We start from the raw sequence: 19488 nt of genomic DNA on the forward strand, positions 1-19488 counted from the left end.
TCAGAACTCAAAATTCAGAACTTTATTTCTGGGACTCAGAACTCACCTCCGGCATATTGTTCAGCGACTGCCACAGGTACCGGCAAGCCAGCGTACGGTGCGGTCGCCAGGAAAGGGAGAGTTCCAGCATTCTGGCTCGGGCTTGTTTGTGGGGGGGCTCCAGGCCGTACAGACGTTTCATGGCGTTATAAATTCCCAAGTCATCCACTGGCATGACATCAGGCCGATGCAGCGCGAACATCAGGATCATCTCTGCCGTCCAGCGTCCTATTCCCTTGATGTGCACCAGTTGGGTAATCAGTTCCTCATCCGGCAGGTGTGCCAGTTGGTCATCTTCCAGTTTTCCGGCAGCCTTGTGCTCCGCGATGTTCTGCAGATAGCCAATCTTCTGCCGTGACAAACCCACCGCCCGCATCTGCTCCACGGGCAGCGAAAGTACCAGGGCTGGATCGGGGTAATTTTTCGGAAATAAGGCCAGAAACCGCGCTTTAATGGTAGCCGCCGCCTTCACTGATAGTTGCTGAGAAATGACTGAGCTGAACAGGGCATCGTAAATAGGCCGGGGTTCACCGGAAACTACGATCTCAGGTGTCTGCAGCACCAGTCTGTACAGGAGTTCGTCTTGCTGGAAAAGGGAGGCGTGAGCGTTGGCCATGGTATCAGGAGGTAGGTTTCAGGCGGGCTGTCATCGGCACCGCCGGTGCAAAATAAGCGTTGTGCCCGGTTATCCGTATGCAAGGGCAAATATTCTAGAGCAAAGCTGTCGCCAAACCGCGCCACATTGACTAAACTTGTTCCATGAAAATAATTGAGTGTCCCCGTGATGCCATGCAGGGCTTGTCCCAGTTTGTGCCTACCCAGCAAAAGGTAAAGTATCTGCAAATCCTGCTGGAGGTGGGCTTCGATTCCCTTGATTTCGGGTCTTTTGTCTCACCCAAGGCCATCCCGCAGATGGCCGATACCGCCGAGGTGCTGGCCCAACTGGATATCTCTGTTTCGAAAACCAAACTGCTGGCCATTGTGGCTAACCTGCGCGGAGCCCAGCAGGCGGTAGAGCAGGCGCAGATTCGGTACATCGGGTTTCCTTTGTCTTTGTCTGAGGAATTCCAGCGGCGCAACACCAATAAGAGCATCGCTGAGGCTCTGGAAGAAGTGGCGCAGATGCAGGAACTGTGCGTAAAGTATGGCAAAGAACTGGTGCTGTACCTGTCCATGGGTTTCGGGAACCCCTACGGGGAACCCTGGGAGCCTGCTCTGGCGGGGGAGATGATCCAGAAACTGGCGGCCATGGATATCAGGATTATCTCGCTGTCAGACACCATTGGGGTCTCTGATCCGGGTACCATTCAGGATTTATTTTCTACGCTTATTCCGGCCTTCCCGCAGATTGAGTTCGGGGCGCACCTGCATACGAGTCCCACTACCTGGCGCGAGAAAGTGGAAGCCGCCTACGCCAGCGGCTGCCGCCGCATGGACGGCGCATTGCTGGGATACGGCGGTTGCCCGATGGCCAAAGATGATCTGGTAGGCAACATGCCCACCGAGAAAATGCTCTCTTATTTACAGGAGAAAGACGTACCTTTGAACTTGAACCAAGCGGCGCTGGACCGGTCTCTGGCCCAAGCGTCCCACGTATTCCAATTGCATTAATCCAGATGGCACAGCCGGTAGTTGATATATTTATTCCCTGTTTCATAGACCAACTGTTTCCGCAGACGGCTTGGAATATGGTGAAACTGTTAGAGTCTTTGGGGTGTACTGTGCGTTACAACACCAACCAGACCTGCTGCGGCCAACCCGCCTACAACGCTGGTTTCCAGAAAGAGTGCCGCCAGGTGGCCGACAAGTTCCTGGAGGATTTCTCCTCAGAAGACAGCGACTACATTGTGGCTCCTTCGGCCTCCTGCGTGGGCATGATCCGGAACGCCTACGCCAACATCTTCATGACCTCCTCTAACTTCGTGCGGTACCGTGCCATGGAGCGCAAAGTTCTGGAGTTAACTGAGTTCCTCACAGATGTGCTGCAAGTACAGGAAATCCCGGGCGCCCGGCTGGATGCCAAAGTTACTTACCATGATTCCTGCAGTGCCCTCCGCGAGTGTGGCATCAAAGAAGGCCCGCGCCGGTTGCTGGGCATGGTACAAGGCCTGGAATTGACTGAGATGCAAGAGACCGAAACCTGCTGCGGCTTCGGGGGGACTTTCGCGGCTAAGTTTGAGTCCATCTCCGTGGCCATGGCCGAGCAGAAAGTGGAAAACGCCCTCAGCACCGGCGCCGAGTACATCGTGTCTACAGATACCAGCTGTCTCATGCACCTGGATGCCTACAGCCGCAAACAAGGCAAACCCATCAAAGTCCTCCACATCGCTGATGTTTTGACGATTGGGTGGTAGATAGACCCCTAATCCCTCAAATTTGTCATCCTGAAAGGATTTTGTGGGCGAATTAGGTCTGCTTTGCCTAAACCGAAGGCCCCAAAATAATCTGTCCGTTTAGGGGTTGTTTTGATCAAAACAACCCCTAAACGGACAGATTATTTTATAGCGAAATTGCAGCTATATAGCGGCTTTTAATTCGGCAGGTAAAACCCACCCCAACCCCTCCCAGGAGGAGATTTCCTTTATTACAGATTGCTACTGGCGATTCTTTGATTCTGCGCTGCGGGGAAACTTTAAAACGTTTGCTTCAATAAGGCGCGGAAGTTACTTCCGTGCCTAGAAGAGGATTTGCCGTTCGTTGAAATTCCTTTCAGGAGGACTTATAACTGGATTTCGTTTTGCCTGTTTGTAGCCTTATATCCCTTACAAAAGCTTCTAACTTCTCCCTTAATTGGTCTCTGTTCCAGACAATTCTCAAGTGGAAAATTATCATGAATACAGCCCAAGAGCACAGAATGGCAGCCACCGTTAACCAATTGGTATGTAGTATCAGGCCGATGGTTGAGAGCAGGCTGAGAAAAAACGTTAAGAAGTATAGCCCACAAATGTTCCCTTTGTAGTAAGGGATTATCTCAGCATCTATTCGAGTGCTCAACCTGTCCTGATTGTTATTGAGGGAAATCACAATCCTCCCTGTTGTTGGTATAGTGATCTCTATTAAATAATCTCCTTTGATGCTGACTTGGCTGAAGTCGAGAGGAAAGGCGGTGAGCATGTCTAGGAAGCTTTTCTGCCGGTTCTTTTGGTGTGAGATATACTCCAGAATCAGTCTCTTCGGCTGTTTAATTTCGAAGTTGAATTGCCTGTGGTAAGTTCTGAATAATCTTCTCACGGCCTGAATCTACGCTACTTAACCGCCTTTACAAACGTCACCAACGCAGGTATAAGCGGTGCGGCAAGCGGTAGAGTAGGATTGGAATAGGTGCTGATGTTGGCGTTCCGGTCGGAGGTGGTTTCTTTGAGCACGTGGTTCATGTTCTCAACAGTAACCAGTTTGCCTTTGGCTGCCGCACCAACAAGATAATTGGCATCCTGCACGCTCACCTGCAGATCAGCCGTTCCCTGGACAACCAATACCGGAATCTTCAGTTTGGCTATCTCTGTCTGCGGGTCATACCTGAACCAAGAGATGAGATACGGCTGCACACTGGGCCGGAACAAGGCTGCCAGCATGGGGTTAACCTCCGGCACGGCTTTTCCTTGGGCAAGTTGGTCCAGGATAGGGAAAGCGGCCTCTTTTACCATGGGTGGTTGTCCCTGTAATTGCTGCCGGATGACTTTATCAGCGGATTGGCCGGCACCGGCGATGGAGATAAAAGCATCGGCCTGGGCTTGGCGGGCAGCGATCATGCCAATCAAAGAGCCTTCGCTGTGGCCTAGTACCACTACTTTGCTGAATCGGGTATCTGCCTTCAGTTTCTGTATACAGGCGGCGGCATCCTGCACGTAATGGTCAAACCGGAGATCGAACTCAGACATGGCGGCCTCTTTGCTGGCTGCAATGCCGCGTTTGTCAAACCGCACTGAGGCAATTCCCTGGGCATAAAGTGCCTCGGCCACCATTTTCAGGCTGTTATTTTTCATGGCGGGGTTGTTGCCATCGCGGTCGGTGGGGCCGGAGCCGGAAAGGAGAAGCACTACAGGTACTTTCCCGTCAGATGCCGGAGAGAGCAGCGTGCCCTTGATGGTGCCTTTTTGGGTATTCAGTTCGATAGGCACCCCGGCTGCCGGCGCTTCTGTTTGGGCATAGGTTTTCACCAGTAACAAAAAGAGCAGAAGCGCCAGCAGCAGGGTGTTTTTCATCAGTTTATCTAAATCTAGGCTTAAAACAGTCTTAGCCTAAAAGCGGAGCGGCGGCAGCCTGCACGCGTTCCACCAGGCTGGCAGAAGCAGGGGCCAGGGGCAGGCGTACGAAGGGCTCGCAGATACCCGCTTCCTTCAGGGCCAGTTTAATGCCCACAGGGTTGGCTTCCTCGTACATGAGCGGGTTGATTTTCCCGAAGGAGCGTTGCAGGACGCCGGCCTCGGTGAAGTTACCTTCCAAGGCCAGGCGCGTCATGCGGCTGAAACGGGCCGGAAAAGCATTGCCCAGAACCGAGATAATGCCATCGCCGCCCACTGAGATCAACGGCACGGTGTGCATGTCATCACCGGAGATCACTAGGAACCCCTCAGGTCTTGCCTCCAGAATGGTCATGTACTGTTCCATGTTGGCGCTGGCGTCTTTAGTGCCAATGATGTTGGGGTGCTGGGCCAGGCGCAGGGTGGTAGCCGCCGAGATGTTGATGCCAGTTCTGCCGGGCACGTTGTATAAAATCACCGGCACCGGAGAGGCATCGGCGATGGAGGTGTAATGCAGGAAAACTCCTTCCTGCGAGGGCTTGTTATAGTAAGGGCAAACGGAAAGGATGGCATCTACGCCGGTGAAATCTATCTTCTTAAGTTGCTCCAGCACATAGTTGGTGTCATTGCTGCCCAGGCCGTACACCAGTGGTTTGCGGCCCGCAATCTGTTCCTTCGCGAAAGCCAGCAACTGGGTTTTTTCCTCCGGGGAAGTGGTCACCGATTCACCGGTGGTACCGTTCACCACCAGGTAATCCACGCCATTGTCAAGGTTGAAATCAATCAGTCTACCGAAGGCTTCTATGTCAACGGAAAGATCGGCTTTGAAAGGAGTTACCAAGGCCACACCTGTTCCTCTTAATGCTTGCATGTCTGTATGTTTGTTCAATTTTTAAACCGGGCAAAGATACAGGATTGCATCGGTAATTAGTATGCTCTACGAACGTTTGTTCTGGAGCAAGGGGAGAGATGTTTTAGGGCTGTTTTCAGGAAAAGGCGCCCAATACAATTTCCAGTAAATTCAAGCAAAAAGGGCCATGGAAAGTAGAGTTCAAGCCAGAGTCCTTCTTCTGGCGCAAGCGTCCGCTTGTGACCAGGCGCATTTTTGATCTGGATTGCGTGCGGACACAAGCGGACGCTTGCGCCAGAATGTGCTATGATAAAAGGGCAGTTGGCTCCAGGTCTGTTTTATTCTGAACCCATTCTGTTCTCCTTGGCAAAAGCACTGTTTAACTTGATCAACAAAGCCCTCTCCTGAGGCTGTCGCCCCACTGCAGTTGCAAACTACAGACCATGGTAGGTCCAAGTTGAAAACTTGAACCAGAGAAGTAGAAGAAAGAAACAACCTTGCGTTTAGAGCCTCTATTTAGGAAAATACACCCCAAACGCGCCCGTCGCTACAAGTTCTTGCTCTCTACCCAACGCATAAAAACCTCTTTGTAACTGTCCCCGATGGGGATTTCTTGGTTCCTTATTTTGAGGCGGCCTTTCTCAATACTCTCAATGTGCGCCAGCGACACGATGTAGGAACGATGCACCCGCGCAAACTCTAGCTCGGGCAGTTTTTCCATGATCTTGTTCATGGATAAGAGGGTGATGATCTTCCGGGTTACGGTGTGGATGATCACGTAGTCCTTGAGGCCTTCTATGAAGAGAATGTCTTTGAGGTTTACCCGTAGGGTCTTGTAATCTGCCTTCACGAAGATGAAGTCCTCGCTGTCTGTCGGGGCCTGAACCGGCTGCGGAAGAACGGGAGCGGCGGGTTGCAGCTGGGTGCGCTCATAGACTTTGTTCACCGCCTTGAAGAACCGGTCAAAGGGGATAGGTTTGAGCAGGTAATCCACCGCATCCAGGGTGAAACCATCCAGGGCGTACTGCGGATAGGCGGTGGTGAAGATGACGGCCGGACGGTGGGAGAGCGACTGCACAAACTGTACGCCGGTGATCTCGGGCATCTCAATATCCAGGAACAACAGGTCTACCGGTTGTCGCTGCAAAACCGCCATGGCCTCCAGGGCGCTGGAACACGTCTGGACGAGCTGCAGGAACGGGATCTTCCCAATGTAAGAGCGCATGATGTCCAGCGCGAGCGGTTCATCGTCAATGGCGAGGCAGGTCAGTTGCATCTGGTGAAGGTAGTGGTTTAGGAAAGTCTGGTCAAGGTGAGTTCCGCGATAAAATCCTGGTCCTCCTGGCGGCAAGAGAAGGTGTGGGCTCCTGGGTACAGGAGCTCCAGGCGCCGTTTCAGGTTCTGCAAGCCAATCCCGCCGTAGTTTTCCGAGGTACCGCCCAGGGTTTTGATCCGGTTTCTGGTGGTGAAGGTCAGCGTTCCGCCTTGGGTACATACCTGCACCTGCATGGGGGCCGTGGAAAGTCCGTGCTTGAACATGTTCTCCACCAAGGGCATCAAGAGCATGGGCGGCAGTGAAAGCCCAGAAACGTCTCCATGGACCTCCAGCGTGAGCAACTCTGGTTGCGTTAACCGGAGGCGGTGCAGGTCCAAGAGGTGTTCAACGTGCTCCAACTCGCGGGCCAGTGGCACCACGGGCGTGTTGGTTTCATAGAGTTGGTAGCGGAGCAGGAGGGAAAGCTTTAGAATGGCATCCGGGGTGGATGGCGCGTTCTGGTAAGCGAGTGAGTAGATGTTGTTTAACGTGTTGAACAGAAAGTGCGGGTTTACCTGGGCCTTGAGCAAGTCAAGCTCTGTGGTGGTATGCTGCAGTTCCAGTTCCTGGCGCCGCCGTTCGGTGCGGAGGTAGTCGCCGGTGACTTTGAGGGCAGAGCACAGGAAGATGTTCATCAGGCCCATCACGCCCAGCTGGATCATGTGGGTCTTATAGTCCAGCATGCTGGGGTGTTTGGCAATCTGCTCCGCTATCTTTGGGGTGATGCTCGCTTCCTGGGTGATCTGGAAAACCTCAATAGGACTGCGAACCGCCGCAAATAAGGCCAAGGTAGCCGCCACCGCCAGCGCGTAGCCTAGCACGTTGCCTTTGGCCAGAATCCGGAGCAGCACAAACCAGTTGAAGTAAAATAGCGCCAGGTGAAACGCGAAGGTCTGCGCCACATCCATGGCTACCCAGGACAAGGGCAGATCCAGTTGGTCAATCCCGAAGTGAACCCAGAGGGAAAGCCCCAGCAAACCAAGCCACAGCAAGAGGTGCAACAAAAGCGGAAGCTGTTTTTTCATCTTTTTCTTAGAAACAAGCCCAAAACTAACCATTCAGCGGAGCTTATCCCGCATAAATCCCAAGAACTATACCAAGCGCGGTTTTGTATCGACGAACGGGTTGAGGGGGAAAATCATGGGGTTGGTCCCAGCTATGGGGCCGTTGGTATAGTTTAGTTGCGGCAAGTGAAGAGAAGGTGTTCTTTTGGACCATCCAACCCGGCTGACCATGAAAGAACCGCTCATATCCACCCATCAACTCAGTTGCCGCTACGGCTCCCTTGAGATCCTCAAAGACCTGCACCTGGAAATCCCGCAAGGCAGCATCTACGGCTTCCTGGGACCCAACGGCGCCGGCAAAACCACCACCATCCGCTTGCTCCTAGGCCTTATAAAACCTACTGCGGGCAGCATCCGGTTGTTCGGGCAGGAACTGGAACGGCATCGGGTGCAGGTTCTGCAGAGGGTTGGGGCCCTGATTGAGACACCCAGCCTGTATAAGCACCTTTCGGGGAGAGACAATCTGGAGGTCATGCGCAGGATGGTGGGCCTGAAGAAAAGCCGGGTAGACGAGGTGCTGGAGATTGTACGGCTGCGGCAAGACGCCCACCGGCCGGTGAAACAGTATTCCCTGGGCATGTGCCAGCGGCTGGGCATCGCGCTGGCTTTGCTCTCAGACCCAGAGTTGTTGATCCTGGATGAGCCCACGAACGGCTTGGATCCCAGCGGCATCCGGGAGATGCGGGAACTGCTCAAAGAACTGAACCAGGAGCACGGCAAGACCATTTTCCTGTCCAGCCATCTGCTCAGCGAAATCGAGAAAACGGTAACCCACGTGGGCATTCTCCACCAGGGGCAGTTACGATTCCAGGGTTGGGTGCAGGAACTGCAGAAAGCCACGCAGAGAGCCAGTACCGTTGAGGTGGAAGTGGGTAATGTGTTGCTGGCAAATGAGATATTGCTAGGGATTGGGCATGCAGTAGAAACCCTGGATGCCCAAAGGCTGAGGGTAGCGGTGCAGGAAAAAGAAGAGGCTGCGGCTCTGAACCATTTTCTAGTAGAGGGCGGCGTGGCGGTTTACAACCTCGCTTTTACCGCGCAAAGCCTGGAGGAGGTCTTCCTTTCCATGACCGAGGCTCCCGTCCTTGAATCCTCAGCCAAAACCCAACTTCAACCTGTCCTGCAAACCTGATGACAACTACCGCAATCCTCTATGTCCGTCGAGGCCTTTCGGCGGAGGCCTTGAAAATAAAACATACTTGGGCCCTTAGGCTGGCGATGCTGGCGCCGCTCTCCGTAGTGGGCATGACTTTCCTGGTGTTTTTCTTCAAGGGGCACCTGATTCTGAAGCCTGGCTCTGATCCGTGGTTTGCCTGGGCGGGCAACAATTTCATGGCGACGGCGCAGTTGCTGGTGCCTTTGTTTTTGGCCTTGCTCACCGCCCTGGTAAACGGCACCGAGCACCAATCCGGGGGTTGGAAGCAGTTGTACGCCTTGCCGGTGCCTCGGTGGTCGGTGTTTCTGAACAAGTACCTGCTGCTGCTGGCGCTGGTGAGTCTGGCTTATGTCACGTTTGGGTTGGGCATGCTGGGCGGCGGATACCTGTTGGGCTGGCTCCGGCCTGATTTGGGTTTCCAGAACTACTACCACGTGCAGAGCATCAGCCTGGGCGCCTTCCGGATTTTTGTGGGCTCGCTCTTCATCTTCACACTGCAGTTTTGCCTCAGTTTCAGGTTCAGGAGCATCGGGATGAGTATTGGCCTGGGCATTCTGTTCACGCTGGCATTCCTGATCGGGTCGCGATGGGAGCACATCGGGTACTATCCGTACAGTTGGCCCACTTTCTCGGCGATAGCTTTCCAGGCTAAAAGTGCGACATGGTTCGTTCCGCAGATGTGGTATAGCCTGGGCAGCAGCGGCTTGCTTTTCCTGGTTGGGTTATGGGATTCCTGCCGCCGCGAGATCCTGTAGTTTATGCCTCATTTTCTTAAAACACCTTCAAAACAGACTATATGAAAGTATTATTTACGCTTGGGGTAGGAGTGGCAATTGGTTGGGCTTCTGCGTTGTTTGATGCAGCTGGGCAGTTGGCCCTAGAGCAGCACCAGGAAAAGGTAAATGAACTAATTTACCAGGCGTCCGCCCCGGAGAAAGTAGAGGAGGCCCAGAACAGCAGGTTTTTCTCCTTCATCTGGCCATGAGGCATTGCTTTCTGGCCTAACTTAAGGTGTAGAACGGCTCTTTTTCTTTGTCGTGCATCCTTATCTGGCCTTGCAGCACCATGTACACCAACAGGCGCTTGGCTCTTTGTTTTGACAAATTGGCCATGTGCATGAAATCCTTGATGGTGAGTTTGCGATATCTTTTGAGCAACTCCAGGATGCGCTGCTGCTGGTGGTCCACGATATTTTCTATGGTTTCGGTGGCGGGTTCCAGCGTGAGTGATTTCTCCACCAGTTTGCTTGTCTGCACGCTCTCGTCTTTCACCCTGATGTAGCTGCGCCAGTCATCTTCCTTCACCTTGGCTAAATGCGGTTTGGTCTCGCTCTCCGGGATGATCACCCTCAGGATGGTGCCCTCGTCCATGTCTACTTCTTCGTAAATCACGTGCACCGGCGGTTCGCAGAAAGAATGAATGGCCTTGTCAAGCGTGTATTTCTCCTCTTCGGGGTCGGCGCCGCAGATGGTACCGTTGTCCTGCACGCCCACCAGGATCTGGCCGCCGCGGGTATTGGCGAAGGAGACCAGGGTGCGCGCGATGCGGGCCGGGTGGGTGATGGTTTTCTTGAACTCCAACTTCTCGCCTTCCCCCTGAAGAATCAACAGATACATTTCCTGCATGTAACGGACGTGTTGTTTTAGCGGTGATTTCTCAAAAACAGCCTAAAAACCGGTTTGTTCCGCGCTGATGTCCCACAGGCGGCGGGCCACGTGGGCATTGTTTGAATCTGCGGCGGATTTCACCTGTTTGCTGTTTTTGAAGTACTTACCGCTTACAAACTTTAGATACGGAGAAGTGGCCAGATAAATTGTGGTCTGGGCGCCTTTCTCGGGTGATTTCATGAAAAGCCGGCTAAACCGGAAAAGGCTCCTGATGAAAAAATTGCTGTTGCTCCCGAAATTGGTGGCCACCACGCCCGGGTGCAGGCAGTTGACGGTTAGGTTAGTGAACTCGGTGCGCCGGGCCAGCTCATAGGTGAAATGGATGTTGGCCAGCTTAGAGTCTGCATATGCCGTGATGGAGCTGTACTTCACGGGCTTGCCGGCGTGTTCAAAATCTATCTGCCCCAGGCGGTGGGCCTCTGAGGTCACGTTGATCACCCGGCCCTGCTCGGCGGCCAGCAGGGAGTCCATGAGCAGGTTGGTGAGCAGGAACGGCGCCAAGTGGTTTGTGGCCCAGGCCATTTCCCAGCCGTCTACGGTTGTTTCCTGGTGGCCGGGAATAAGGCCGGCGTTGTTGATGAGCACGTCAATAACCGGGTAGTTCTCCTTCAGTTCCTGGGCCAGGCGCCTCACTTCTGTTAAAGAGGAGAGGTCTGCCAGGTAGAGTTTCAGGCAGGCATCGGGCACCTTCTTTTTGATATCGGCCATGGCCTGCTGGCCCTTCTGCTCGTTGCGGCAGACCATCACCACGTGGGCGCCTTCTTTGGCCAATGCCTCTGCGGTGGCCTTTCCAATACCGGAGCTTGCCCCGGTGACTACCATTACCTTTGCTTCTTTGTCTGTTGCCATGTGCGCTGCTGCTCCAGTTTCCCTGGATAATGGGCACTACGGAAAAACGCTGCTTTTCGCTGTCTTCCGGTGCAGGATTCCTGTGGGCATAAAAAATGCGGCCTTGTTAGGGCCGCATTCTATAAGGTCTAAGGAAAAATCAAACTTAGAAAGGAAGATCGTTGTCCATGTCATCGCTGATGAAAGACGAGCTGGATTTAACCGGCTGCTGCTGGGCATAAGGGTTTCCTGATGCTTGCGGCTGGGCGGCGCTTCCGGCGTGCTCTACTCTCCAGGCCTGCAGGTTGGTGAAGTACATGGTGGTACCGTTCTTGGTGAATGGTTTACCGCTCAGGTTGAAAGCAACCTTCACTTCATCGCCTGTTTTGTAGTTGTCAAGAATACCGCACTTGTCTTGGGTAAGCTGAAACTTGGCATATTGCGTATAAGAGCCGTCTGGGATCTCCAAAACGAATTCGCGTTTACGGAATTTTTCGCTCACTTGGGTTTCGTCAAAGATTTCGTGCAATCTTCCCTGTACATCAAAAGACATAGGTGATAGTTTTAATAGATTAGTAAAGTAAACTCTACAAATATACAAAGAATAGAGGGTTAAGATTCCCCCAACCGGACTTAAATTTATCAACCTTCGCGGGCTAATCAGAAGAGTCGCCCGGGGCTGTAAAGCACCTATAGGGCCGGTCTTAATCTTAACTGTCTGAAATAAAGGACACCATAATTATGGAGAACAAGCAAAGATTTGCCCTTGCCCTGCACGGCGGCGCCGGAACCATCACCAGAGCCTCATTAACCCTGCAAATGGATCAGGAATACCGCCTGGCCCTGCACCAGGCTCTGGAGATTGGCCATGCCATTCTGGAGAAGGGAGGATCTGCTCTGGCGGCGGTGGAAGCCACCGTGGTATCATTGGAAGATTGCCCCTTGTTCAACGCCGGGCGGGGTTCTGTGTTCAACAAGCGCGGTACCCATGAAATGGACGCCGCCATCATGGACGGTAAGACCCTGGGCGCCGGGGCGATTACCGGGGTGCGGAACGTGCGCAACCCTATTAAACTGGCCAGCGAGGTCATGCGTCACTCAGACCACGTGCTGCTGTGCCAGCAAGGGGCCGAGGAGTTTGCCCGGAACCAAGGCATCGCCTTTGAGCCGGATGATTATTTCTTTACCCAGCAGCGCTATGACCAGTGGCAGGCCCTTCGGGACTCAGACGTGTACATGCTGGATCACTCCCTGGCAAAGGAAAAGAAGTTCGGGACGGTAGGGGCAGTGGCGGTGGACCTGGAGGGTAACCTGGCGGCGGCTACTTCTACCGGCGGCATGACCAATAAGAACTTCAACCGCATTGGTGACACCCCCATTATAGGAGCGGGAACCTACGCTAATAACCGCACCTGCGCTGTCTCCTGCACCGGCCACGGCGAGTTCTTCATGCGCAGTGTGGTGGCCTATGACATTTCCTGCCTCATGGAATACAAAGGGCTGTCGTTAACCCAGGCCTCTGACTTAGTAGTGATGGACAAACTGAAAAAGCTGGGCGGCGAAGGCGGCCTCATTGCGGTGGATGCCCAGGGGAACGTGGCATTGCCATTCAATTCTGAGGGCATGTACCGGGGCAGCTGGGTAGCAGGGCAGGAGCCAGTGGTAGCTATCTACCAGGACTAAACCCTATTTCTATGCCAATTTCAGCAAATTGGCCCTAAAACCAGGCGGTGCTTATTCTGTTTCTTTGGCCAGCTGCTTGGCGCCCACGCAGAAACGGCGTTCCCGGATGTCATAGTAATTCCCGAAGGCGAGCACGTGCATCCGGAAGTTCTCAATGGAGAGCGGGGTGCCCGGGGCGGCGTAGGAGGTGTTGTTGTGCTTGATGTGGTGCCCGTCCACCACAATCACCAGGTTAGACCCTATGGTCTCAATGACATTGCCCTGGGTAATCATGACGCCGGTGTCCTCACCCAACCCGATACCTATCTTGAACGGGTGCGTAGCCACCGCTTCCATGAGCCGCCCAAATCTGCCCCTTTTTACAAAATGCGAGTCAAAAATGACGTTTTCCTGAAAGGCCAGTCCGCGGTCCAGTTTCACTGATCCTTTTAAAAGGGACCGCTGGCTGCTGCCGCCTTTGATCATGATATCAGACATGGCCATGGCGCCCGCGCTGGTTCCCGCAATGACAAAGCCATTCTCATGGTGGTACCGGTGCAGCAGAATGTGGTGAAAAGCGGTGCCCGAGAAAATCCTGAACAGCCTTGACTGGTCGCCGCCGGTGAACATGACCCCGCTGGCCTTCTTCAGCCGCTCCAGGTACTCGGGCTTCTGGGCGTCATTTTCATCCCGTATATCCATCACGCTCACTTTTTTGCAGCCCAGAACCTCAAACGCGTGCAGGTACAACGCACCCAATTCCTCGGGGATCATAGACGCAGTGGTGATGACTTCCACCTGGGCCTCGTTACCGCCCATGGCATCAATAATGCGCTTCAGAATGCCCAGTTCAAAGAAATTAAGGTGAAACTGCTTTTTATCCCGGGGGTAGGTGCCTTTGTCTTCGTTTCCGCCTACGGCGATGAGAATGCCTTTGGGGGCTAGCTCAAGTTTGGTCATGTATGCTACTGTTTTACCTGTAATGTTTTGATGCCTGCTTATACGGTGTTCTGTTGGTAACGGACCATCTGGTTTAAAGTGCATAAATAAGCCCAGATTCTTCGGTAAACCCTTGAACTACCCTCTTTCAGGACCGTATAAAAATGACACGCTTGATTTTTCAACTAAATAAAAGAGCTATGAAATTAACATCCTTGAATGACTTGTTCATCCACCAGATGAAGGATCTCTATAACGCTGAGCAGCAACTGTTGAAAGCGATGCCAGAAATGATGGAAATGGTTTCCAGCCCCGAGCTGGCTACTGCCCTGGAGACCCACATGCGGGAAACAGAGCAGCAGATAGCCCGGTTAGAGGAGTGTTTCAGAATTCTGGGCATTAGTGGAGGCGGCGAGAAATGCATGGCCATGGAGGGTATCATCAAAGAAGCCCGTGAGTTCATGAAGCATGACGCTGACCAGGAGGTAATGGATGCTGGTATCATTGCCTGCGCCCAGCGCGTGGAGCACTATGAGATTGCCGGTTACGGAACCGCCTGTACCTACGCCAAATTCCTGGGTCACACCGAGGTCCTGAACCACCTGAAGGAAATCCTGAACGAGGAGAAAATGACCGATGAGAAGCTCACCATGATTGCGGAAACCGCCGTGAACCGGAGAGCCGAGAACCACTAATCATCCTTTACACACCAAAGACACCCCACCAAACAGCGCAGCCCGCCGGAACAGGTCCCGCGGGCTGCGCTGTTTTTGTCTCAGGGAGTCTGCAGCAGCAAAGCATCAAGGGAGCTGGTGGAAACTGAGTGGTAGTTGGGGCGCGCCTTCCGGTAAATCTCCCCGGCCAAACCAGTGCCTTCTTCTGTCTCCAGCAAAGCCTTGTACAGCGGCAACAGGAACTTGCGTCGGCCAACCCGCACCAGGAATGCCTCCAGCGCCGGATAAGCTTCTTTGTACCCGTGCCAGATACTGTGTTTGAGCCATTCGGCCTGGATCTCGGCGTTGCCCGAGGCGGTGAAGCCAAAAGCCTCGTCCAGTTCCTGCATCTGAATCAGGTTAAGGTTCTTAGGTAGGTTGCTCAGGAAATACAGCCATTCATGGGTGCTCCAGTTTTCGGTGGCGAGCTGGTGGGCCGGGGTTCTGCTTTCCCATCTTTGCAGTTCAGCGGCCACTTTCTCAAACAGCCTGGCTTTTTGCGGAGCAATACCTTCCGGGATTCCCGGCGAATGAATCCAGGCAGAGGCGTTGACCTTTTGCTTCAGTTCCTCATCTCCGTTTATCAGCTCTTTTTCCAGAAACTGCTCAAAACGGGCCGTGTCCATTGATGTGAACTGGAAGGTACTGAAGTATTCGTTCACAAAGGCATCAAAACCGGAACGGCCCACCAGCGACTCCAGGCGACAAAGGAACAGGTTGCCTTTCTCATAGGCGATCTCGGTCAGGCCTTCGTCTGGGTCGCGGTTCTCAAGGTTCAGTTGGAGGAAGGTGTCCTGCGGTTTTGCGCTCAGTTCCTCCAGGGTATGGCGTAAATCCTGGTAGCCCAGCCAATGAAGCATCTGGGCATAATCTTGGCCGTACAGCGCTTCCATGATGCGGCGCTCAAAGTACACCGTGAAGCCCTCATTAAGCCAGAAGTCGTTCCAGGTGGCGTTGGTCACCAGGTTCCCCGACCATGAATGGGCCAATTCATGTGCCACCAGACTCGTAAGCGAACGGTCTCCGGCGATGATGGTAGGTGTGGCGAAGGTGAGCTTAGGGTTCTCCATCCCCCCAAAAGGGAAGCTGGGCGGAAGCACCAGCAGGTCATAGCGGCCCCAACGGTAAGGTCCATACAGGTTCTCGGCGGCCAGCAGCATCTGTTCCGTTTCGGCGAACTCATAGGCGGCAGCTTCCAGGCTGGAGGGCTCAGCGTACACCCCGCACCGCTCGCCTAATGGAGCGAAAGCCAAATCACCTACCGCCAAGGACAACAAGTAAGACGGAATAGGCTGGTCCATCCGGAAAAAGTACGCGCCACTGCTGTTCTGCTCCTGCGGATTTTCTGCACTCATGAGGGGCAACAAGTGGGGCGGGACCTGCACCCTGGCGGTGTAAGTGAACCTCACGCTGGGACTGTCCTGACAGGGGAGCCAGGTTTTGGCCAAAATAGCCTGGGACTGGGTGAACAGAAAAGGCTCCGTTTTGCCGGCAGTCTGTTCAGGTTCCAGCCACTGCAAGGCCCCAGATGCTGGGGTAGTCTCAAACGCAAGCCTGATTTTCTGCGTGCCTGGTTTAAGCGGGATTTGCAAACCCTGGCCCAGAAACGGCTTTTCACCCGTGAAGGTAAATTCTTCGGGTTGCTCCTCATCGTCTAGCCAGGCGCCTATGATCCTTAGGTGGTGCACGTCCAACACAATTTCCGGGGCTTGCTGATGGCGGATGTGGTACACACCTGAGCCGGAGATCTTTTTCTGATCGAAGTCAACTTTTAAGTCCCAATCCACGTGGTGCACATTGGCAAGGTTAGGGTTTGAAAAACTGTGCGGGTCTTTGGAGAAAGTGTATGCTTGATTGTTGTTAAAATCCATTTTCAACGGTTTTGTTCATGGTTGGCATTGTCAATGCTATGCTTTACCCAGAATTAAAAGCCTATTCTTACATAAACACAAGGATAATAGCGGAAGCGCTTTGGTGTTCTATATTATTACGTGTCAATCTGCCTTTAGGGCTTTAGGCGTAAATATCTGCTGCTTCTTATATGTAAGTACCGCTTTATTATTTTTATCCAATTTTATTAGGTTTCTGACGTCTAACTTTTCTGGCCTGGGCAAGTATAAGTACTACAATTCAATGATAGGAACAACCCTTATGAAATCAAATAGACCTTTCATGCCTCTTTTCCTGTTTTTCCTCATTGGCCTGATGGTGATGACCGCCTGTGCCAAATCAGGGGATAAGCAGCAAAAGAAGGTAGCCCTGGCGGCGGCCAAAGACTTTCCGCAGCAGACCGATAGTGTATACGTGGTGACTTTCACCAAAAGTGACCAGGAATTCAAGAAACATCTGGACCTGATGAAGCTTTTTTACCGGGAGCGGCAGTACCGCTTTGCCTGGTTTAAAGACGGCCAGTTGGTGCCCCAGGCCTACAAATTTGTGGAGGTCCTGAACAAAGCCCACGAAGAAGGCTTGAACCCGCAGGACTACGCCAGAAAAGACCTGAAGCAGATGTTCCAGAACCTGGAGCAGGCCAAGAATGACTCGGTGCGGCACAAACTCCAGGAAGAACTGGATGTGACCCTCACGGCCTCTTATTTCACCTATGCCAGCGATTTCTACCGCGGCACGGTTGACCCCCGCAGCATGGATAATATTGAATGGGAGGTAAAGAAAAATAAGATCAAGCTCCATAAGGCTTTGCAAACCATTCTGAAGGAACGCGAGAGCCGTTACCCATACTATGAGTTTGAGGCTTTGCACCCAGACTACATCCGCTTGCGCGAGGCCTTGAAGCAATACCGGCAGGTGAAGCAGCAAGGTGGCTGGCCCAAAATCCAGTTGGCTAGTAAAATGATCAAACCCGGTGACTCAGCGGTGGCGGTCCTGACGCTTCGGCACAGAATCCTGGGTAAACCAGCCGAGAACACTCCCCAGAACAGAATGTATGACAATGCCCTGGCTACCGCGGTGAAGAACTTCCAGATCCGGCATGGTTTAAAACCAGACGCGGTGGTAGGAGGGGAGACCCTGCGCGTCATGAACATTCCTATTGAGGAAAGAATTGACCAGATCATTGTGAACATGGAACGGTGGCGCTGGGTACCCAAGCGTTTCGAGGACCGCTATCTTTTCATCAACATTCCCGAGTACATGCTGCACGTGGTGGAGAAAGGGAAGGAAGTCATGAACATGAAAGTGGTAGTAGGAAAGGAGATGCACGCCACGCCCGTCTTCAGTGATAAACTTGAGTATATTGTGTTCTACCCTTACTGGAACATCACCCCTCAGATTTTGGAGGAAGAGATAGCCCCGGCCCAGGCGAACAACCCTAATTACTTAGCCCGAAATGATATGGAGTTGGTGAAGGACATCGGGAACAACAAAGTTGAGGTGATGTCACCTTCCTCGGTAGACTGGTATTCTGTTGACAAAGACTTCAAGTACCGCGTGCGGCAACGGCCGGGCAAGAAGAACCCGCTGGGCTTTGTGAAATTCATCTTCCCTAACGAACACAACGTGTACCTGCACGACACCCCTTCTGACCATTTGTTCAACCAGACGGAGCGCGGGTTCAGCCACGGATGTATCCGGATAGAAAAACCATTTGAACTGGCCCAGTACCTGTTGAAGGATCAGAAGCAATGGACACCCTCAGCCATCAATGCCGCCATGCATGGGGGGCAGGAGAAATACGTGAACTTATCGGCCAAAGTGCCGGTGTACATTGTGTACTTTACTGCCTGGGTTGATGATAAAGGAGTTGTGAATTTTCGGGATGATATCTACGGACATGACCGCGATTTGGAAATGGCTTACTTTAGATAATCTAAAGAAAGCCTGACCAGAAGAAAGGCTATACCAAGAAGCCCCGGGGCTGCTCAAAGTTTGAGCAGCCCCGGGGCTTCTTCTTTTTGTTTTTGGTGTTAAATACGAAAGTATTACTTAAATGCAATTAAATTAAATTGTATATCTTATATGAGTTCTTTGTTGCTTTTGAGTCATGTGAAAAAGAACATGAAAGATTCTTCAACCTTTTAGACCACCTACCTTTAGGATGTAGGAAGTTCCTGTTAGTGATTTTCCCAATTATACAGAAGTAGTCCCCGGAGGAAAGAGTGTGCCAGGTTGGCAGTTAAGGATGATAACTCAGGAGAGAAGGAAACTGCTGGTGTGTTATTGATCCAATTAGTGAAAAGTTGGGCGTAAGTATGCAATTTAACAAAATTAAACCCAGTTTACATTTGTAAAACAAATGTAAACTGGGTTTAATTTTGTTAAATTGCATTTCAGTTACAAGCATGTTTTGTGGGTATTAAATTTGTAAAACATTAACTTTGAGAGTGGTGTGTGCTTGAAATAAATTAACGGTTTAGATAAAGAGGCTTACTAATCAACAATCAGTATCAGGAAGATCTATGCCGCTAAGCACCTTCAACAAACCAACGGAGATCAATAAAAAATAAAGGCGTGTCAGAATTACTGCCCAGGATTACAGAAATATTAAGCTGGAGTTCATTAGGTCCGGCCGCTTTCGCAGATGAAATTGGCCTGGCAAGACCCGTGCTGAGCCATATTCTCTCTTCCAGAAACAAAGCCAGTTTGGAAGTTGTACAGAAAATTCTGACCAGGTTTCCTGAAATCAGCCCAAGTTGGCTTTTGCTGGGTCAGGGCGAAATGCTAAGCAAATTAGGAGAGACTAAGAAGTCTCATGCGCCAGGAACCTCACTTTCGGAAACGCCAGCTAACCTAAAACCACAAGAGGCTTTACCTGCTGGTCTTTCTAAAGTGCAAACAGGTAATCTGGAAGGTAAGGCCCCTGAGAAATCAAAAACAGGGATACAGCGCCAACTTACCAAAGTATTGCTGTTTTATTCAGACGGTACTTTTGAAAGCTTTGACCCGAAGTAATTGTGAAAATAGAATGAAATAGTATCTAGAAAGTGTAAACCTGGTTACTCACTTCAGCTGCTTTAGAATTGTATTAATGCTGTTTGCTGAAACTGCATTTCATGGC

At 52.2% G+C, this 19488-nt stretch carries 20 protein-coding genes; 9 read left to right on the forward strand and 11 right to left on the reverse strand.

Features of this window, described 5'->3' with window-relative positions; all coding sequences use genetic code 11:
* Positions 1-22: 22 nt before the first annotated feature.
* Positions 23-655 carry a DNA-3-methyladenine glycosylase family protein gene (locus J3P34_RS10900; protein WP_210488650.1) on the reverse strand — a complete coding sequence of 211 codons (633 nt, stop codon included), beginning with the start codon at positions 653-655 and terminating at the stop codon, positions 23-25.
* 143 nt (positions 656-798) lie between these two features.
* Here J3P34_RS10900 and J3P34_RS10905 point away from each other — a divergent pair, with 143 nt between their 5' ends.
* Complete coding sequence (locus J3P34_RS10905; protein ID WP_210488652.1) at positions 799-1650, forward strand: hydroxymethylglutaryl-CoA lyase; 852 nt, start codon at positions 799-801, stop codon at positions 1648-1650.
* Positions 1651-1727: 77 nt separating this feature from the next.
* Entirely contained in the window at positions 1728-2393 is a 666-nt protein-coding gene (locus J3P34_RS10910; protein WP_246853681.1) for a (Fe-S)-binding protein, read from the forward strand.
* Between the two features lie 355 nt (positions 2394-2748).
* Here J3P34_RS10910 and J3P34_RS10915 read toward each other — a convergent pair whose 3' ends face one another.
* The 5 genes from J3P34_RS10915 to J3P34_RS10935 all read right to left on the reverse strand — a co-directional run bounded on the left by J3P34_RS10915 (position 2749) and on the right by J3P34_RS10935 (position 7470).
* Positions 2749-3270 (reverse strand): hypothetical protein, encoded by a 522-nt coding sequence (locus J3P34_RS10915; protein ID WP_210488656.1) that lies wholly within the window; start codon positions 3268-3270, stop codon positions 2749-2751.
* A 14-nt stretch (positions 3271-3284) separates the two neighbouring features.
* Positions 3285-4241, reverse strand: coding sequence for an alpha/beta hydrolase (locus J3P34_RS10920; protein WP_210488658.1), 957 nt, complete (start codon positions 4239-4241; stop codon positions 3285-3287).
* Positions 4242-4272: 31 nt separating this feature from the next.
* The gene (gene dapA, locus J3P34_RS10925; protein WP_210488660.1) at positions 4273-5151 is read right to left on the reverse strand and encodes a 4-hydroxy-tetrahydrodipicolinate synthase; all 879 of its coding nucleotides are present in this window, start codon (positions 5149-5151) and stop codon (positions 4273-4275) included.
* 526 nt (positions 5152-5677) lie between these two features.
* A complete protein-coding gene (locus tag J3P34_RS10930; RefSeq protein WP_210488662.1) occupies positions 5678-6406 on the reverse strand; it encodes a LytR/AlgR family response regulator transcription factor in 729 nt (242 codons plus the stop codon).
* 17 nt (positions 6407-6423) lie between these two features.
* Positions 6424-7470, reverse strand: coding sequence for a sensor histidine kinase (locus J3P34_RS10935; RefSeq protein ID WP_210488664.1), 1047 nt, complete (start codon positions 7468-7470; stop codon positions 6424-6426).
* A gap of 208 nt (positions 7471-7678) precedes the next feature.
* On the opposite strand from J3P34_RS10935, the gene J3P34_RS10940 reads away from it, so the two are divergent.
* Genes J3P34_RS10940 through J3P34_RS10950 form a run of 3 tightly spaced genes read left to right on the forward strand, consistent with a single transcriptional unit; the run spans position 7679 to position 9650 of the window.
* Entirely contained in the window at positions 7679-8641 is a 963-nt protein-coding gene (locus J3P34_RS10940; protein ID WP_210488666.1) for an ABC transporter ATP-binding protein, read from the forward strand.
* A complete protein-coding gene (locus J3P34_RS10945) occupies positions 8641-9420 on the forward strand; it encodes an ABC transporter permease (RefSeq protein ID WP_210488668.1) in 780 nt (259 codons plus the stop codon). Before J3P34_RS10940 ends, J3P34_RS10945 begins: the two co-directional genes overlap by 1 nt.
* 41 nt (positions 9421-9461) lie before the next feature.
* Positions 9462-9650: a hypothetical protein gene (locus J3P34_RS10950; RefSeq protein WP_210488670.1), complete on the forward strand. Its 189-nt coding sequence runs from the start codon at positions 9462-9464 to the stop codon at positions 9648-9650.
* 16 nt (positions 9651-9666) lie between these two features.
* Here the strand turns inward: J3P34_RS10950 and J3P34_RS10955 are convergent, their stop codons facing one another.
* The 3 genes from J3P34_RS10955 to J3P34_RS10965 form a co-directional block, all read right to left on the reverse strand.
* Positions 9667-10290 (reverse strand): AlbA family DNA-binding domain-containing protein, encoded by a 624-nt coding sequence (locus J3P34_RS10955; RefSeq protein ID WP_210488672.1) that lies wholly within the window; start codon positions 10288-10290, stop codon positions 9667-9669.
* 42 nt (positions 10291-10332) lie between these two features.
* Positions 10333-11181, reverse strand: a complete 849-nt coding sequence (locus J3P34_RS10960; RefSeq protein ID WP_210488674.1) for an SDR family oxidoreductase — start codon at positions 11179-11181, stop codon at positions 10333-10335.
* Between the two features lie 145 nt (positions 11182-11326).
* A complete protein-coding gene (locus J3P34_RS10965) occupies positions 11327-11713 on the reverse strand; it encodes a DUF3127 domain-containing protein (protein ID WP_210464718.1) in 387 nt (128 codons plus the stop codon).
* A 188-nt stretch (positions 11714-11901) separates the two neighbouring features.
* On the opposite strand from J3P34_RS10965, the gene J3P34_RS10970 reads away from it, so the two are divergent.
* Positions 11902-12843: an isoaspartyl peptidase/L-asparaginase family protein gene (locus tag J3P34_RS10970; protein ID WP_210488677.1), complete on the forward strand. Its 942-nt coding sequence runs from the start codon at positions 11902-11904 to the stop codon at positions 12841-12843.
* Positions 12844-12894: 51 nt separating this feature from the next.
* On the opposite strand, the gene J3P34_RS10975 is transcribed toward J3P34_RS10970, so the two are convergent.
* Positions 12895-13782 (reverse strand): cyanophycinase, encoded by an 888-nt coding sequence (locus tag J3P34_RS10975; RefSeq protein ID WP_210488679.1) that lies wholly within the window; start codon positions 13780-13782, stop codon positions 12895-12897.
* A 179-nt stretch (positions 13783-13961) separates the two neighbouring features.
* Between J3P34_RS10975 and J3P34_RS10980 the strand changes: the two genes are divergently transcribed.
* A complete protein-coding gene (locus J3P34_RS10980) occupies positions 13962-14456 on the forward strand; it encodes a YciE/YciF ferroxidase family protein (protein ID WP_210464721.1) in 495 nt (164 codons plus the stop codon).
* An 80-nt stretch (positions 14457-14536) separates the two neighbouring features.
* Here J3P34_RS10980 and J3P34_RS10985 read toward each other — a convergent pair whose 3' ends face one another.
* Positions 14537-16345 (reverse strand): M1 family metallopeptidase, encoded by a 1809-nt coding sequence (locus tag J3P34_RS10985; protein ID WP_210488681.1) that lies wholly within the window; start codon positions 16343-16345, stop codon positions 14537-14539.
* A gap of 280 nt (positions 16346-16625) precedes the next feature.
* Between J3P34_RS10985 and J3P34_RS10990 the strand changes: the two genes are divergently transcribed.
* Both J3P34_RS10990 and J3P34_RS10995 read left to right on the forward strand, forming a co-directional pair.
* On the forward strand, positions 16626-18299 hold the full coding sequence (locus J3P34_RS10990; RefSeq protein ID WP_210464723.1) for a L,D-transpeptidase family protein: 1674 nt from the start codon (positions 16626-16628) through the stop codon (positions 18297-18299).
* Between the two features lie 642 nt (positions 18300-18941).
* On the forward strand, positions 18942-19382 hold the full coding sequence (locus tag J3P34_RS10995) for a helix-turn-helix domain-containing protein (protein ID WP_210488683.1): 441 nt from the start codon (positions 18942-18944) through the stop codon (positions 19380-19382).
* Positions 19383-19488 lie beyond the last annotated feature (106 nt).

Origin of the sequence: Rufibacter aurantiacus, assembly GCF_017916345.1 — a bacterium.
Taxonomy (GTDB): Bacteria; Bacteroidota; Bacteroidia; order Cytophagales; family Hymenobacteraceae; genus Nibribacter; species Nibribacter roseolus.